15 protein-coding genes and 1 tRNA gene are annotated in these 15,847 nt (G+C 47.2%); 2 read left to right on the forward strand and 14 right to left on the reverse strand.

What is annotated here, in order from left to right:
- Positions 1–23: 23 nt before the first annotated feature.
- Entirely contained in the window at positions 24–290 is a 267-nt protein-coding gene (gene xseB / locus H6F63_RS09445; RefSeq protein WP_190636794.1) for an exodeoxyribonuclease VII small subunit, read from the forward strand.
- Positions 291–431: 141 nt separating this feature from the next.
- Here xseB and H6F63_RS09450 read toward each other — a convergent pair whose 3' ends face one another.
- The 14 genes from H6F63_RS09450 to H6F63_RS09515 form a co-directional block, all read right to left on the reverse strand.
- The gene (locus H6F63_RS09450; protein WP_190636796.1) at positions 432–1,673 is read right to left on the reverse strand and encodes a DNA double-strand break repair nuclease NurA; all 1,242 of its coding nucleotides are present in this window, start codon (positions 1,671–1,673) and stop codon (positions 432–434) included.
- Positions 1,674–1,751: 78 nt separating this feature from the next.
- Positions 1,752–2,843, reverse strand: coding sequence for a calcium-binding protein (locus tag H6F63_RS09455; RefSeq protein ID WP_190636798.1), 1,092 nt, complete (start codon positions 2,841–2,843; stop codon positions 1,752–1,754).
- A gap of 33 nt (positions 2,844–2,876) precedes the next feature.
- Positions 2,877–4,241: a calcium-binding protein gene (locus H6F63_RS09460; protein WP_190636801.1), complete on the reverse strand. Its 1,365-nt coding sequence runs from the start codon at positions 4,239–4,241 to the stop codon at positions 2,877–2,879.
- Between the two features lie 40 nt (positions 4,242–4,281).
- Positions 4,282–5,922, reverse strand: coding sequence for a calcium-binding protein (locus tag H6F63_RS09465; RefSeq protein WP_190636803.1), 1,641 nt, complete (start codon positions 5,920–5,922; stop codon positions 4,282–4,284).
- A 206-nt stretch (positions 5,923–6,128) separates the two neighbouring features.
- A complete protein-coding gene (locus H6F63_RS09470) occupies positions 6,129–6,905 on the reverse strand; it encodes an HAD family hydrolase (protein ID WP_190636907.1) in 777 nt (258 codons plus the stop codon).
- Positions 6,906–7,009: 104 nt separating this feature from the next.
- A tRNA-Gln gene (locus H6F63_RS09475) sits at positions 7,010–7,081 on the reverse strand.
- Positions 7,082–7,363: 282 nt separating this feature from the next.
- The gene (locus H6F63_RS09480; protein ID WP_190636909.1) at positions 7,364–9,217 is read right to left on the reverse strand and encodes a R3H domain-containing nucleic acid-binding protein; all 1,854 of its coding nucleotides are present in this window, start codon (positions 9,215–9,217) and stop codon (positions 7,364–7,366) included.
- Between the two features lie 83 nt (positions 9,218–9,300).
- Complete coding sequence (locus H6F63_RS09485; protein ID WP_190636805.1) at positions 9,301–10,536, reverse strand: LdpA C-terminal domain-containing domain; 1,236 nt, start codon at positions 10,534–10,536, stop codon at positions 9,301–9,303.
- A 112-nt stretch (positions 10,537–10,648) separates the two neighbouring features.
- Positions 10,649–11,266, reverse strand: a complete 618-nt coding sequence (locus tag H6F63_RS09490; protein WP_190636807.1) for a VWA domain-containing protein — start codon at positions 11,264–11,266, stop codon at positions 10,649–10,651.
- Positions 11,267–11,285: 19 nt separating this feature from the next.
- Positions 11,286–11,894: a VWA domain-containing protein gene (locus H6F63_RS09495; protein ID WP_190636808.1), complete on the reverse strand. Its 609-nt coding sequence runs from the start codon at positions 11,892–11,894 to the stop codon at positions 11,286–11,288.
- A 97-nt stretch (positions 11,895–11,991) separates the two neighbouring features.
- Entirely contained in the window at positions 11,992–12,597 is a 606-nt protein-coding gene (locus H6F63_RS09500; RefSeq protein ID WP_190636911.1) for a VWA domain-containing protein, read from the reverse strand.
- A gap of 131 nt (positions 12,598–12,728) precedes the next feature.
- Positions 12,729–13,196, reverse strand: a complete 468-nt coding sequence (locus H6F63_RS09505; RefSeq protein WP_190636810.1) for a hypothetical protein — start codon at positions 13,194–13,196, stop codon at positions 12,729–12,731.
- Between the two features lie 102 nt (positions 13,197–13,298).
- Positions 13,299–13,904 carry a VWA domain-containing protein gene (locus H6F63_RS09510; protein WP_190636812.1) on the reverse strand — a complete coding sequence of 202 codons (606 nt, stop codon included), beginning with the start codon at positions 13,902–13,904 and terminating at the stop codon, positions 13,299–13,301.
- Positions 13,905–14,123: 219 nt separating this feature from the next.
- Complete coding sequence (locus tag H6F63_RS09515) at positions 14,124–14,579, reverse strand: NAD(P)H-quinone oxidoreductase subunit N (RefSeq protein ID WP_190636814.1); 456 nt, start codon at positions 14,577–14,579, stop codon at positions 14,124–14,126.
- Between the two features lie 614 nt (positions 14,580–15,193).
- On the opposite strand from H6F63_RS09515, the gene rplC reads away from it, so the two are divergent.
- Positions 15,194–15,832: a 50S ribosomal protein L3 gene (gene rplC, locus H6F63_RS09520; protein ID WP_190444214.1), complete on the forward strand. Its 639-nt coding sequence runs from the start codon at positions 15,194–15,196 to the stop codon at positions 15,830–15,832.
- Positions 15,833–15,847: the final 15 nt, after the last annotated feature.

Here is a 15,847-nt window from a genome sequence, read left to right on the forward strand (position 1 = left end):
GTAAATTTATACTTGTATTTCTTATGAGCAAATCCACCAGCACCAGCGACGGCTCAAGAAATAAGCGATCCAATGCCCAACTACCGCCAGACTGGAACTACGAAGCTACAGTTGCCAAAGTTGAAGCTTTAATTAGGCAAATTGAAGCTGGTAAACTTGATTTAGCCGAGGTTTTTAATGAATTTAATAGCGCTGTTGAATATTTGCGGCAATGCGAAACTTTTTTACAAGAGCGACAGCAGCAAATGAATTTATTAATTGAAACATTAGAGGATGATTCTAAAGACTAGAACAATTTAATTTTTCTTAGTAGCTAAGCTACTTAGGGCGAAGGATTCGCGGCAATAATTTTTCGCTTAGCTTCGATATTTTTTAAAACGAACGCTTCGCCCCTACGATTTGATATCTTACATTTTTTAGCTTAACCAGGCTTAGGCAATACTTCCGCGCTTTCTAGCTTCCTTGTAGGAAGTTCCGACATTTCTCAAACCAGCTTTAATCATTTGTTGTTCCAGGAGGGCAAAAAAACGAGCGCGATCGCCTCCGCGGACAACAGCCTGATTGTGCGCCTCTGCTAGCGCCACTGGATAGCCATAACCTTTCTGTACCTGAGCTAGCATTAAACTTAAAGCAGAGTCAAGCTTCTCTGGATTTTCGGCTACCCAAGCGGGAACCTCTACGCGGGCGATTTCTGTTCCCACGTGGACATAGCAGAAGTAAATTTGGTGTTCCCCATACAAGTCGAGAATTCGCGCAGAACTACGCCACAAGGTACTGCGTTGTCCTGGCTGAAGTTGGGAAGCCCAAAGGAAAGTATCGCGCAAAGGGTCAAAAACTTGGCAAGGTGCGCGATCGGTTTGACCAGGACAATGAGTCATGCAGTCGGGGACTGGGTGAGGACAAGCTGGTAAACGCAGGAAGTTAAGCGAGTCACTGCTGCGAGAAGCACTCAAGTAGCCCATTATGGGAATTCCAGCCTCGCGCAGAGCATCCCAAGCTTCTAAAATTGGAGGCAGAATGCGATCGCGTGCTTCCCCCGGTAATTGTTCCAGAAACCAGTAAATCAGCGAACCATCCACCATCGCTAAAGTAGGGACTGGGGATTGGGGATTGGGGACTGGGGACAAGGCGGACAACATTTTTTTTCCCTTGTCTACCTCTCTCTGATTTACCCAATTGCAAGCTAGTTCTGCTAAGACCGACGTTTCGGAAGCGGTGCGTCGATAACCCATCCATTCCTCAGTGCGAATTCCCCACTGACGAGAAACGTACAAATCTTCAGGTTGGTAAAAAACTTCTGGCAGACTATCTAAAAGTGGGTGTAAACTTTGCCCATAATGTAGCATCACCCGACCGACGTTAATCAAATAACAGTAGGCGATTTCGTGGTGATTTGGGGCAATTTGGGAACCGTCTGTAGCGATGACGGTGTGACACGCTGGGGGAATTGGTAAATCGATGCAGGTAGAAAGGGGTTCGACTGGTGTAGCCGCGTTAAAAGTTATGCGATCGCGCCACTTTTCTTGACGCTGCACCAGTTCTGCCTGTTGCGTTTTAGCTAGGATAAAAAATTGCTGGGCGCGTTCCAAGCGTTGGCGACTAGCAGCCGCCTCTGAAGTTAGGTGCTGACTAATGCCCTGCATTTGCCGCGCGAGTTTCGTTAAGTCCAGCATAGTTAAGCTACCAGCTTTTTGCCTATCAGCTATTAGCTTAATTGATGAAGCATCAAGATGCTCAGATTGAATTTATTGTTATGCAAAGACGAAAACATCAGCGTTGGTCATAGCCAGTCCAGTAGACACAGTTGCGAATTGCACTTGTGCAGTTGCACCGATACCATCTCTATCAAAGAACAAACCGCCAGTTGTGCTGTTATAGATAAAGCGATCGCTTGCGTCCCCAGCACTTGCACCAATGCGGAACTGATCGGCGGTAATTGCTGCATTTGCCGTTAGTCCTGCACCTTGGAAGTAAGCACTAGCAGCAGAAATGCCAATAGTGTCTTGTGCTACCGAGAAATCAACAATTCTATCCACACCTTCCACCGATGGATCGATGAAGTCAAAGCGATCTGCACCGCGACCGCCTTTGAGGGTGTCATTGCCAGTACGACCCATCAGGATGTCGCTACCACCACCACCGACTAAAATGTCGTTACCCATCATGCCATTCAGGATGTCGTTCCCACCCCTGCCATACAGGTAATTGTTGCCATCGTTCCCAGTGATAGTGTTGTTGAGGTTGTTACCCGCCCCAGTGGTGCCAGTTAGGAGGATTAGTTTTTCCAAATTGGTACCCAGCGTGTAACTTCCCGGCGAACCTGGAGTAACTATAACTGTATCGATGCCAGCATTCAAGCCTTCGTTGATGGTGTCAGTGGAAGCGGGATCGATTCGATAAGTATCGTTACCTGCGCCACCGTTGAGGATATCGTTGCCGCCTCCACCAAACAGGGTGTCATCGCCATCGCCACCATTGAGAATGTTGTTGCCTGCATTCCCGATGATAATGTTGTTGCTAGCATTACCGGTGCCATTGATGTTGGCATTACCTGTGAGAGTTAAATTTTCCACGTTGGCGCCCAGCGTCCAAGTAACGCTTGATTGAACGCCGTCAAAGCCAGCATTTACTGCTTCGACAACGACATCATTGACGTTATCAACGATATACAGATCGTTACCCGCGCCACCCTCCATGCGATCGCTACCCGTACCCCCATCGAGAGTGTCGCCGCCATCTAGACCGCGTAGGATGTCATTACCTGCTAATCCGTTAATCTCATCATTGCCATTAGTTCCGTTTAAGGAGGGGTCGTTGCCATTAGTTCCGTTGATTATTGCCATATTCTTGTACCTTGTTAGGGAAATTTATAGTGTTTATGCGACGACGATATCAGCGTTGGTCATCGCCAGTCCAGTAGACACAGTTGCGAATTGCACTTGTGCAGTTCCACCGATACCATCTTTGTCAAAGAACAAACCGCCAGTTGTGCTGTTATAGATAAAGCGATCGCCTGCATCACCAGCGCTAGCACCGATGCGGAACTGCGAAGCTGTAATTGCCGCGCCAACTGTTAACCCCGCGTTGGCAAACATTGAGCCAGAACGAGTAGCAATGCCAATCGTGTCGTCTACTACTGAAAAATCCGTAATCCGGTCCACAGCGCGTGACTTGCCATGAAAGTAAAACTTATCGGCACCACTACCGCCTGTAAGTACGTCCCTTCCAGCTCCACCCACCAAGGTGTCGTTTACACGACCGCCCATTAAGGTGTCATGCCCAGCTTTGCCTCTCAGGGTATTAGTGTTATAGTTCGCCCCGGTAATAATGTTGTTGAGTTCGTTACCCCTACCATCGAGAGCAGTAACTAAATCGCCTAACATAGTCAGGTTTTCTAGGTTTGCCCCCAGCGTATAAGTGCCGGAAGAGTAAACGATGTCTGTACCAGCATTTGCGTCCTCAATGATGGTATCGAATTGATGGCTACCGTTCTCGCGGGGGATGTAGTAAGTGTCGTTACCAACTTCACCCTTGAGGAGATCGTCGCCTTCGCCCCCTCTAAGGATGTCATCGCCAGCGCCTCCAGATAGAACGTTGACGAGATCGCTTCCAGTGATGGTGTTGTTAAGAGCATTAGCCGTGCCATCAATCCTGTCAAAACCTGAAAGTATCAGCTCCTCTAGGTTGTCACCTAACGTCCAAGAGGCGGAAGAGTAAACTATGTCGTAAGTATAGTGATTAGGATCGTTAATCTCAACAATGCGATCGCCCGGATTATCAACAAAGTATGTATCAGCACCATAGCCTCCGTAGAGGGTATCGCTGCCGCCTGCACCATATAGAAAGTCATTACCATCACCACCTGATAAAATGTTGTTGCTATCATTGCCGTAGATGGAGTTGTTTAGAGCGTTTCCTGTGCCATTAATCGCACCATTACCTGTGAGAGTGAGTTGCTCTAAATTGGCACCCAGTGTCCAAGTGACGCTTGATTCAACCTTGTCAAAGTAGTCAAAGCCACCATTTACTACCTCGACAATGACATCGTTGACGTTATCGACGATATACAGATCGCTACCTGCGCCACCCTCCATGCGATCGGCACCCGCACCCCCATCGAGAATGTCGTTGCCATCTAAACCGAATAAACTATCATTGCCAGCTAGTCCGTTTATAGTGTCATAGCCGTTAGTTCCGAGTAAGTTGGGGTCATTACCATTCGTACCGTTGATTAGCGCCATATTCTTGTAACCTCTAGTTGCTTAGGTTGAGTGATTTTGCTTAGGCGAAAACAACGATATCTGCGTTGGTCATAGCCAGTCCAGTAGTGAGGGTGGCAAATTGCACTTGTGCAGTTCCACCGATACCGTCTTTGTCAAAGAACAAACCGCCAGTTGTGCTGTTATAGATAAAGCGATCGCCTCCATCACCTGCACTAGCACCGATGCGGAACTGCGAAGCTGTAATTGCCGCACCAACTGTTAACCCCGCGTTGGCAAACATTGAGCCAGAACGAGTAGCAATGCCAATCGTGTCGTCTACTACTGAAAAATCCGTAATCCGATCTACAGCGCTTGACTTGCCATAGAAGTAAAATTTATCGGCCCCAGTACCACCTGTAAGTACGTCGCTGCCACCACCGCCAACCAAGGTGTCGTTTCCATCACCACTTGTCAGGATGTCATTACCCGCTTTTCCTTTAAGAGTGTCATGGCTGTAACTTCCCTCTATTCTGTTGTCCAGTTCGTTACCTATGCCATACATGAAATCGGCACTACTCAAGGCATAGAGACGAAGGTTTTCCACGTTGGCACCTAGCGTCCAAGAGGCACTAGAAAAAACCAAGTCCGTACCACCATTTACGGCTTCTATCACGGTGTCGTTGGCATCGCCATCGTCCTTGTTGATCATATAAGTATCATTACCATTTCCACCGATGAGGATATCGTTACCGCCTAGTCCCTCAAACCAGTCATCCCCATCACCACCATTCAAAGTGTTGCTGGCTTGATTGCCGTACATGCCATTATTGAGAGCGTTACCCGTGCCATTTATCGCCGCATTCTCTATCAGATAAAGTGTTTCTATATTGGCACCCAGCGTATAACTGACGGAACTTTCAACCGTGTCTATGCCACCGTCGGCAGCTTCGATAATTGTGTCGTTGTTATCGGTGATGTAATAGGTGTCGTTGTCAGCACCACCATCAAGGATATCGCTGCCGCCGCCTCCCCCAAGTCTGTCATCCCCAGCGCCACCAATTAGCGTGTTGTTGGCATTGTTGCCGCCAAGTCCGTTGGCGAGACCATTACCTGTGCCATTTATCGCCGCATTCCCTGTAAGATATAGCCTTTCCAGGCCCGCACCCAGTGTCCAAGTAATGCTCGATTCAACTATGTCTGAATCATATTGATTAGAAGGATTGCTAAACTGCTCGATAATCTGGTCGCCTATGTTGTCAACAATATAGGTATCGCTACCCGCGCCACCTTCCATGCGATCGGCACCCGCACCCCCATCGAGAAGGTCATCGCCAAAGCCACCAAATAGAGAGTTGCTGGCAGAATTTCCGTATATTTGGTTGCTTAGATCGTTACCTGTACCATTAATTGCACTATTACCAGTAAGAACCAGCTTCTCTAAGTTGTTACCTAGTACCCAAGTAATGCTCGATTCTACTGTGTCGAAGCTATCACTATCATTAGGGCCTTTTTCATCAATTACGTCGCCTACGTTGTCAACAATGTAGGTATCGCTACCCGCGCCACCCTCCATGCGATCGCTACCTGTTCCACCATTGAGGATGTCATCACCCAACCCGCCAAAGAGAAAGTCATTACCTGCTAGTCCGTTTATGATGTCATCGCCATTAGTTCCGTTTAAGGCGGGGTCATTACCGTTAGTTCCGTTGATGGTAGCCATACTCTGTGTGTTTGTATCGAATGTATCCATATTTAAGTATTTCGAGCAGCGATCGCACTTCGCCCACTTAGCTCACCCATTCGGGTGATATTAGATACATATATCTACCACTACAGTGTTTTTATTTTCTAAAATATTAAAAATACTTTTCTTTATGTCCCCAATACGATATGGAGACGCGATATATCGCGTCTCTCGGTTCTCTGTTAAGACCAAGCGGAGAAATCTTGTGCAAACTGTGAAAGGGATAATAGTTTAATTCGTTCGTGGTGGCGCACAGCCTCTCGCTGTTGCGGCGTATTATAACCCCAGTCTGCTAAATACAGCCCGATATCATTAAGGTCTGGTTGCTGTTGTACGACTTGCAAAGTTTTTAAGCGGTCTTCCACAAACCAAAGGCTAATCGTGCGATCGCTAATTAGTTCCCGTAGAATTTCGTACTTGGGACGGCGATTTTCTTTACCAAGAATAAACTGCTCTGGTAGATCGATGCCTTGTTGTTGCAACAGTTGGCGAACAAAGCGCCCTTCTTTGGTGGTCACAATGTAAATTTGGACGGGAGTGCCTTGAAGCGAGTTTAATTTCTCCACCACACCAGGATAGAAGCGATGCAAAGCCAGCCAAGATTCTAAATTTGAAGCAATCCACTCATCCCGGATATTATCAAGCTTCATGGCGATGTCAGCAGCATCTAAATTATCTTCTGCCAGGATTGTTCTGGCAACGGTTGACCAGTCCTGCAACATCTTCTCTTCTGGTATGCCCAAGATTAGCGCCCGGATCGCCACTGGCATTTCCCAGCCGACCTCTATCACAGGTCGCCGCAGGTAAAAATTTTCCGCCAAATTCTCTGGAGGCGTTGCATTCTCAGGTGTCCAGATTTGACAGTAGGTGCGCCAAGCTGTCTGAAAATACTCAAGCAACCCGTCGCAAAGCACACCGTCGAAGTCTAAAGCCAGAATAGTTGGAGCGATCGCAGACATTATTCCCCTAGCCAAAATCAACCGTAAGATTTTGGCACACATTGCCCCCGCAAAACAGATAGAGACGCGACTAATCGCGTCTCTATCTTATTTTTTAGCTTTAACTGGGGTGCAAGGATTCGAACCTCGGAATGTCTGGACCAAAACCAGATGCCTTACCACTTGGCGACACCCCATTGATTTCACCTCATATATATTAGCAGTTCCTACCAGGGAATTGTCAACAACTTTTTCAAAATTTTTCAAAAAATGTCCCTCGTGAAAGCTGAATAGGTTGAAGAGCAACGGTTGTGCTGCTTGTTTTGAGCGCTCTTGGGGCGTTGGGCTTGAAGGAAACGTTACCCAACACTCTCAAGGCATTTGTGGGATTTTTAGTCGCGCAGAACTAACCAACAAAAGAAAAAGGCAAAAGTCTTTCTCTTTTGCCTTTTTCTTAGAGAACCGCATGAAAGCCTTCCCTATGCTGGGTAAATCCGCAGCCTCCGGTTAGGTTCTTCCCCAAAACTGTCAGATTTGAGGCGGTAGTGTTCCACCAGTTCGTGTTGCATTTTCCGCACTTTGGCAGAACGCGGTAAAAGTTCCACTGGCTGTCCCTTTGGGATGACAATTTGCTCAACTGCAAGTCTGGCTTCTTCCAGAGCCTCAATCTCGTCCTCGTTACCCGTGGTAGTAAATAAACTGAGTTCGGCAACGTCGGGGTTGCTGGGGTCATCCATATCTAGCAGACGCCGCAAGGCGCGGGTAATCTGAGATACAGTGTTTGCCTTAATTGCATGGATGGGAACATGACGAGCTTTGGCAATATGCCGTAATTTGGAATGGTTTTTTACATGCGATCGCAATGCCAAAACTGCATCCGCACTATCCATATCCTTCGTCAACACCACAGGCAAATTCAGTACCCGAATCACTTGGTCTAGTTGTTGGCTGCTGATGCCATAAGGATAAACCTGCAACGGCAAATCTTCCCCATTCGGCCCGGCAAAGGAACCATCTGAGAGCAATTCTGACTGATGCCAAGATTGATCCAGCATCTGCTCAAAGTCATTGCTCAGCGATCTTGGCGCTAGTTCTGAAAGATCCCCTGCGTTGGTAACGTCCCGTATCCCAGATGAGCTTCCAAAAGGTAGAGTACGCGGCGAGTTTAGTGCCGTACTCGTTACCCGCAAATCCTGACCCCGCAGCGATCTAGGTTGACTGGGTAATGGCATCATCTGCCCAGAAGTGCGCCAGCCAGTCGGTCGTCCCGGACTATCCAAGGAAGCAGCATATCCGCCTCCGGTACTAGGCGATCGCATTGGTGTTGGTGCTTGGGGTAACTCGCGGGTAATTGTCACTTCCCCAGCGTCAGTGATTGTCCTAACTTGTGGATTTGGCTGTCGCCCCCGCAACAAGTTATCAACCATATCCGCTACCTGGTCGTGTACTACCCAGCGCTGCCTTTCCAGCATTTCCACGGCAATTTCAAAGGTCGGCGGCGCTTTGCGCTCCAAAACAGTCTTCTGGCTGCCCCGCCGCCTAGCTTCTTCATCTCCCAGCGTTACCGCCTGAATGCCCCCAACTAAATCGGATAGGGTGGGGTTTTTGATCAGATTTTCAATCCGGTTCCCGTGTGCCGTACCCACCAACTGAACGCCCCGCTCAGCGATAGTACGAGCAGCCATTGCTTCGAGTTCCGTACCAATTTCATCAATGACGATCACTTCTGGCATATGGTTTTCCACTGCCTCAATCATCACTTGGTGCTGGAGTTCTGGACGGGCGACTTGCATCCGACGGGCGCGACCAATGGCTGGATGGGGAACGTCACCATCCCCAGCGATTTCGTTAGAGGTGTCGATGATTACAACTCGTTTTTGTAACTCATCGGCTAAAACTCTGGCAATTTCCCGCAGTGCGGTGGTTTTGCCGACACCTGGACGACCGAGCATCAGAATTGACTGACCTGTTTCTACTAAGTCGCGAATCATGCCAATGGTGCCAAAGACGGCTCGACCCACCCTCAAGGTAAGACCGATTATTTCGCCAGTACGGTTGCGGATGGCGCTAATTCGATGCAGGGTACGTTCTAGTCCTGCCCGGTTATCACCGCCAAAATGTCCCACCCGTTCTATACAATAATTCAGCTGTTCCCTGGAAACTGGCGTTTGGGAAAGGTACTCTGCCTGGGTAGCAAACCGAGCTTCCGGTAATCGCCCCAAATCCATGACAACCTCAACTAACCTATCCTTGTCAGGATGCAGTTCTAAAGGTTGCCGAATCTCACTTGGTAATACGTCCAATAATTTCTGGAGATCGTCTGTAATCTGCATTCTTCCTAAAGTGACTTTTTTATCCACAACTGGCGATAGAAATAACAGTTGTTAGCCCTTAGTCTTTAGCAACAAACTAATGACTAATGACTCTTAACTTGAGAAACCAGTGATTCAGCGAGACTAACTGCGTGCCAAAGTAAATCTGGATTTTCTTCCAGTCGTCTCGGCATAAATGTCTGACTTGATGCCGATGCCTTCCCCGATACGTCTTTCATATTCATTTTTTCCAATTCGTCTAGAACGGGTGACAACAAAACGCGGGCGTAGCTACCGTATGCAATACCTGCAATATAGGAGGACTCAGGATTCAGGACTGAGGAATGATGGAGAGATTTTCGAGTTTGTGGTGCCTGGTTTTTCTGTGATATTTGGCTTTCCACGGCTATGTCTGATAAACTTGCCTCTACCAAGCTTTCAGCTAAATCCACAATTTCTTTTGGCTCCTGACGGTTGTTGAGCAGTCCCATTGCCCTGAGTTTGGCAACAGTGTAGCTGTTCGTGCCTCCTGCTAACTGCACATATCCTGGTAATCCCGCAGATAGAACTTTTTGCCCTAACTTCACAGCAGCTCTAGTTGTGCCATCACCGATATCGCCACTCATCGGTCGCCCATCGGTTTGCCAGATGAGAGGAATGGGCAGGGGAGCTATCAGGCCGTAAAGAGTCCAGAGGTAATCAATTATACCATCCCCATCTGGGCAACTAATTGCTATGAGCTTGAGCTTATTCAACCAAGGCGCGATCGCTCTCCATAACCGTTTAAAATCATCTACTCTACCGATTTGTGTATGAATTTCTAAGGCATCAACCCCGCTTGGCAAGACTGACGAAGCGATCGCTTCCGGTGCTGTTACATAAGAACGAGTATAAATTATTTTACTTGGGCATACGGGAATACACCGTCCGCAGCCATAGCAACGTTGGTCTATAACTCCAGACAAAGCGATCGCATCAGCTGGACAAATACTTTCACAAGGTCGCGGGCATTCTGTCGGACACTCGGTTGAGTTAAATTCCGCCTTCCGAAAGTGAGGATCTTCCCCATCATTCAAACTGACCATCAACCACGGTAAGTTCTCTGCACAGTAGCCTCGCACACGCGCCGCACTAGCTAGGTCAGCAGCGGCCTTCAGACCTTCTTGTGCCGCAGCAATTACCGCCGGGTCAGCGGCAACGTCGATACAGTCAGCCCCAGCTAAAGTATAAGCCAATGTCAGATTCCGAACGGCAGGGAGGTCTTGGAAACTAGCTCCGCAAATGAGCTTAAACCAGTGACCCTCTCTTAGGGAGCGTAAGGGATAGAAATAATCAGTCACCCTTATATGCTAAAGCCTTCCTGAATAAATGGGGAGGTGTCAATATTAAAAAATAGGGGCGGTTTTACTACCCCCCCCTGCCACGTACAACGTAAAAAAATGGCACTTGCCTTTAGTCGGTAATTGCCTTTAGCAGCACTTCAGTTAGCGTCATGTTGTCCATCTCATCCAGGGTTAAGGTATGGCAGATGTCAAACTTCGCCCCGATTCCTTGTAATTGTTCATCCAAACCTTTGTAAAATCGTGTTGCGCCCCTGTCTGAACCCACCTGAATGAAGGAAATCGCTAGTTCCTCATCCCCCTGTATTTTGTGAGTGGCGTTAATTATCACTTCCACTACCGCCATCCGATTATCCGGTTCTCCGTCGGACACCACTAAAATGGTTTCGCCTTCTGGTTTTGCCTGACCCGCAGCTTTACGCTGAAAGTAGTTGTTGATTGCGTGCTGCAAGGCAGCAACCAAGTTAGTTCCACCACTAGGACTATTTTCTTGGAAGATTTCGGCGACTTTAGTTGAAGTTACGTTGTCGTACCGTTGAAATCGGTCGGAAAATAGATAAACTGTGATGCCATCGGGGTCAAACTGTTCGCATTTACTTGCCAACCCTAAAGTAGACTCCTGCGCCATTTCCCAGCGACTTTTGCCGCCGGGTTGATCGAGAGATGACATACTGCCGCTTTTGTCAAGCATTAAGGTGTAGTCGCGGTGAGTCAAGACACCAAGTGTCATAAAATTAGTTCCTACTCAGTTAGTCAGCGATCGCGTTTAGCAGCACTTCCGCCAGAGTCATGTCCGCCATGTCATCAATAGTTATCGCATCGCAGATATCAAACTTCGCCCCCGCACCTTGCAATTCATCATCCAAGGCTTTGAGAAACCGCGTAGCCGTTGCATCCGAACCCACTTGAATCATAGAAATTGCTAGTTCTTCATCCCTCTCCATTTGGCGCGATGCCTCAATAATCGCCCGCATTACCCCTTTCCGGTCATCGGGTTCCCCATCTGTCACTACCAAAATCGTTTCTCCACCAGCCTTAGCCTCACCAGCAGCCTTGCTCTCAAAATAGCGGTTAGTCGCATCCTTCAGCACACTTGCCAAGTCAGTAGTGCCAGCTGGGTCATTTTCTTGAAAAATTTGTGCGACTTTACTAGAAGTCACATTGTCGTAACGTTTAAATCGGCTAGAAAACAAGTAAACAGTAATCCCATCTGGATCAAACTGTTCGCATTTTCTCGCCAACGCCAAAGTAGACTCCTGCGCCATTTCCCAGCGACTTCTGCCTCCTGCTTGGTCTGGCGTAGACATACTGCCGCTTTTGTCAATAATTAACGTGTAATCCCGATTTTCTGCACTCATACATACCCTCCTTTCCCACAAAAAATTAGTAGGGTGGGCATTGCCCACCTTAACTACAAAATCAAACTAAATTACCAATCCAAAATTCAAAATCGAATTAGTCATTTATGGCATTAAGCAGGACTTCAGTTAAAGTCATGCCCTCCATATCATCCAAAGTTACGGTGTCACAAATATCAAACTTTGCTCCCGCACTTTGCAGTTCATCATCCAAAGCCTTGAGAAACCGAGTAGCCGTTTGATCGGCTCCAATCTGAATGAAAGAAATGGCTAATTCTTCATCTCTTTCCATGTGGCGAGTAGCTTCAATAATCACCCGCATCACCGCTTTCCGGTCATCCGGTTCCCCATCTGTGATTACCAAAATTGTCTCGCCATTCGCCTTCGTCGCACCAGCAGCCTTCCGCTGAAAATAGTTGTCAGCAGCGTGCTTTAACACATCAGCAAGATTGGTGGTGCCGGATGGATCGTTTTCTTGGAATATCTGTGCAACCTTGCTAGCGGTTACATCATCGAAACGCTTAAACCTACCTGAAAACAGGTAAAGAGTAATTCCATCCGGATCAAACTGTTCGCATTTTCTCGCTAACGCCAGGGTAGATTCCTGCGCCGTCTCCCAGCGACTTCTCCCACTCGGTGGTTCTGGGGTAGACATACTGCCGCTTTTGTCGATGATTAATGTATAGTCTCGGTCTTGTGCCACAGATACTCCTTCCACAAAGAGATAATCTCCTGCGATCGTCAGGGTCTACTGATCTAGCCTAGCCCACTGGCTGAGACTATTAAGTAGATTGAGATTAAAAAAATAAAAAGTTTTACTTACTTCTAGACTCTTTACGGTTGCGTTTTCCGCAAGGCTTGAAGGTAATCAATCGCCGCATCTAGTTTGGATGGGTAAGCATAGGCAAATTCTTCAAACCAAAGACCTTCTTCTGAAAGTGCGTTTAAATTTTTCAGCCACTCCTTCGCTTGGTTTGCTAGTGCCTCTCTTTGCTGCTGCTTAATTTGTTCCTGCTTAATCTTTTTCTCTGCTAGTTGTTGCTGTTTTTTGAGATATTCGGCTTTTTCTTGTTCTTCAAATTCAGCCTTAACTTGAGCTAGTACCCTATCTTCATGGGAGGAAGACAAGTTATTTTTCCCAGGTTGCAGGGGCAAATTCTCGACTACCTCTACAGACGGCGCGATCGCGTGCGGGTTCACTAGCTTTTCTTTCAGCTGTTGCGGGTTGTGAAGCAATTTTGGGTTGTCTTTTACTTCATACTCAGCCTTAACTGACGCAAGTATGTCATCTATCGATTCCATGATTTTGATACCTCCAATAAATTTTAGATTTGAAACTTTAAATCTTAGATACACGCTCACTCATCTAAAATCCAAATTTCAAACCCAAAATTAAACTATGTGTTAGTCAATAATGGCATTTATTAACACTTCAGTCAGGGTCATGTCCTCCATGTCATCAATGGTTACTGTGTCACAAATATCAAACTTGGCACCAGCACTTTGCAGTTCATCATCCAGCACTTTGAGAAATTTACTGGCTTGTGCGTCTGCGCCAACTTGAATAAACGAAATTGCCAGTTCTTCATCTCTATCCATACGACGAGAAGCTTCAATAATTACTTTCATCACCGCTTTTCGGTCATCCGGTTCCCCATCCGTAACTACTAAAATAGTTTCACCATTTGGCTTAGTTTGTCCGGTTGCTTTGCGCTGAAAGTAGCTATTGGTTGCATCTTGGAGAACTCCCGCCAGATCGGTACGACCAGATGGTTCATTTTCCCGAAAAATTTGCATTACTTTACTGGCGGTTACATTGTCGTAGCGTTTGAATCTACTAGCAAATAGATAAATGGTAATGCCATCCGGATCGAATTCTTCACATTTACTCGCTATGGCTAGGGTAGATTCCTGCATGACCACCCAGCGACTTTTACTTCCTGGCTGGTCTATTAGTGACATACTGCCGCTTTTGTCAATGATTAAGGTATAGTCGCGGTTTTCCACCATAAAAGTTTGCCTTATTAGTTTGGTTCTTTAAAGGTATCAAAACTAAATGGTTTAATGGGTTGTAGTAGCTATAATTGGGGCGATTCAGGTTATTTTTGATAGAGATAAGTTAGCCCCGCAACCGAGTTGTTGCTGCGGGGCTAAGTAAAAATGCCTGACGATTGTAGGAAATGAGCAGTTATCGCGGGACTGTGGGCGATCGCTAGAAAAATCGGTTGCTTAAGCAGCAGCGATCGCATTCTTCAGAGGTGTCCAACGGAATGCGCGATCGCCCCCCATCTCCACCGCAATTTTTACTCGCGGTTCCATGCTTGGCAAAGCGGTTAAATATTCCACTTCCTCACGCGAGAGGATATTTCCTTCGATAATCCACAACACTAAACCCTTCGACTTGGGGGGTAGATGTTCCAATTGGTAATTCACCACAGGCGGTATGAAATAAGTACGAATGTCTTTTTTGCCCAAATGTGCCGGACGCACACCGTGAACGCCTGTTAAATACGCAGCTAAGTCGCCAAGTCCTTTTGCACTAATGCGTAACGTGGTATAGCCAGCTGCACGCAACCGCCGCTGGTAACGTCCCTCAAAGCCTCCTTCTAAGGGTACGTACATCCCCAAAGCCCCCTCCTTTTCCAGTCCTTTGACAAATTGATTGCCGATGGTGATAAGTGCCATATATTTATCTTCTACCGTGCTTTAAGTTTTGTTAATGAGTGCTGCGGATTTATTATAGTTGGGTGGTGAGGAGCCTATCAACTGGGACAAGACAAAAAAAAATTAGCGGTTAGTAGACAATTCTTAAGAAAGGGTTTATAGTAAACAATTGTGGTCAAAATTCAGGCGGTTATTGCCGCTGAGGTTGAGATCGGGTAAAGGGACATTAGGCTTTCAGCTAAAAGGCTGTGCAGTCATAAGAATAGAAAGTTCATTGTTCCCAGCGATTTCGTTCCAAGCGATGGTATAAAAGAAGGCTTCTTGACGGAAATCTTCAAAGCACCGGAAAACCACATTCGCCTTCTCGGGATACTGAGTAGATAAAGCTGCTTAAGTCCCCGCGAATATAGGCAATGCCCTTCTGTCGCATATCCGACGGTCGAATAGGTTCACACCATCTGAGGGGAAAGCTTACAAAAGCTTTCTTAAAAGCTTGCTTCGATTCAATGCGAGGCAGTGCTATCTCTGGCTGGTCTGATCGCAACGAATGAAAACGTTTGTAAGAGCTTGTCGGTGGGGCGAGTGATCGCAACACCGCCTCTTTGTAGTGTGTAAAAGGGAGAAACCAAAAAGCCGTGCCTATTGGTATCCTCGGAACCAAACTCGGCATGACCCAAGTATTTGACGAAACAGGAAAAGCAATTCCTGTAACAGTCATCCAGGCTGGGCCATGTACTGTAACGCAAATTAAAACCAAGGACACAGATGGCTACGCTGCCGTCCAGCTTGGTTATCAAGAAGTGAAACCAAAGGCGTTGAACAAACCCCTATTGGGACACTTAGCAAAATCGAGCGCTGCTCCTTTAAGGAAACTGCGGGAGTATCGCCTAGATAACGTAGGTGAGTTTGAGCTGGGTCAGCAGTTAAAGCCAGATTTATTTACTGCTGGTCAAATTGTGGATGTAATCGGTACAAGTATCGGTAAGGGCTTTGCCGGATATCAGAAGCGTCACAATTTCAAGCGGGGGCCCATGTCTCACGGTTCCAAAAACCACCGGCAGCCCGGTTCGACGGGTCCTGGAACCACACCAGGGCGTGTGTATCCAGGGAAGCGGATGGCAGGTCGTTTAGGTGGCGATCGCGTCACAATTCGCAAACTGACAGTAGTGCGGGTAGACGCGGAACGTAACTTGCTGCTGATCAAGGGAGCGGTTCCCGGTAAACCAGGTGCGCTCGTCAATATTTTGCCTGCCAAAAAGGTAGGTCGAAAGTAGTCATTAGTCATTAGT

This window comes from Trichocoleus sp. FACHB-40, from assembly GCF_014695915.1.
In the GTDB taxonomy this organism is placed as follows: Bacteria; Cyanobacteriota; Cyanobacteriia; order Cyanobacteriales; family FACHB-T130; genus Funiculus; species Funiculus sociatus.

Excerpts from the sequence above, each read along its gene's own strand:
- xseB (WP_190636794.1), top strand. The coding sequence starts at position 24 with ATGAGCAAATCCACCAGCACCAGCGACGGCTCAAGAAATAAGCGATCC.
- H6F63_RS09450 (WP_190636796.1), bottom strand. The coding sequence starts at position 1,673 with ATGCTGGACTTAACGAAACTCGCGCGGCAAATGCAGGGCATTAGTCAG.
- H6F63_RS09455 (WP_190636798.1), bottom strand. The coding sequence starts at position 2,843 with ATGGCAATAATCAACGGAACTAATGGCAACGACCCCTCCTTAAACGGA.
- H6F63_RS09460 (WP_190636801.1), bottom strand. The coding sequence starts at position 4,241 with ATGGCGCTAATCAACGGTACGAATGGTAATGACCCCAACTTACTCGGA.
- H6F63_RS09465 (WP_190636803.1), bottom strand. The coding sequence starts at position 5,922 with ATGGCTACCATCAACGGAACTAACGGTAATGACCCCGCCTTAAACGGA.
- H6F63_RS09470 (WP_190636907.1), bottom strand. The coding sequence starts at position 6,905 with ATGTCTGCGATCGCTCCAACTATTCTGGCTTTAGACTTCGACGGTGTG.
- H6F63_RS09480 (WP_190636909.1), bottom strand. The coding sequence starts at position 9,217 with ATGCAGATTACAGACGATCTCCAGAAATTATTGGACGTATTACCAAGT.
- H6F63_RS09490 (WP_190636807.1), bottom strand. The coding sequence starts at position 11,266 with ATGACACTTGGTGTCTTGACTCACCGCGACTACACCTTAATGCTTGAC.
- H6F63_RS09495 (WP_190636808.1), bottom strand. The coding sequence starts at position 11,894 with ATGAGTGCAGAAAATCGGGATTACACGTTAATTATTGACAAAAGCGGC.
- H6F63_RS09505 (WP_190636810.1), bottom strand. The coding sequence starts at position 13,196 with ATGGAATCGATAGATGACATACTTGCGTCAGTTAAGGCTGAGTATGAA.
- H6F63_RS09510 (WP_190636812.1), bottom strand. The coding sequence starts at position 13,904 with ATGGTGGAAAACCGCGACTATACCTTAATCATTGACAAAAGCGGCAGT.
- H6F63_RS09515 (WP_190636814.1), bottom strand. The coding sequence starts at position 14,579 with ATGGCACTTATCACCATCGGCAATCAATTTGTCAAAGGACTGGAAAAG.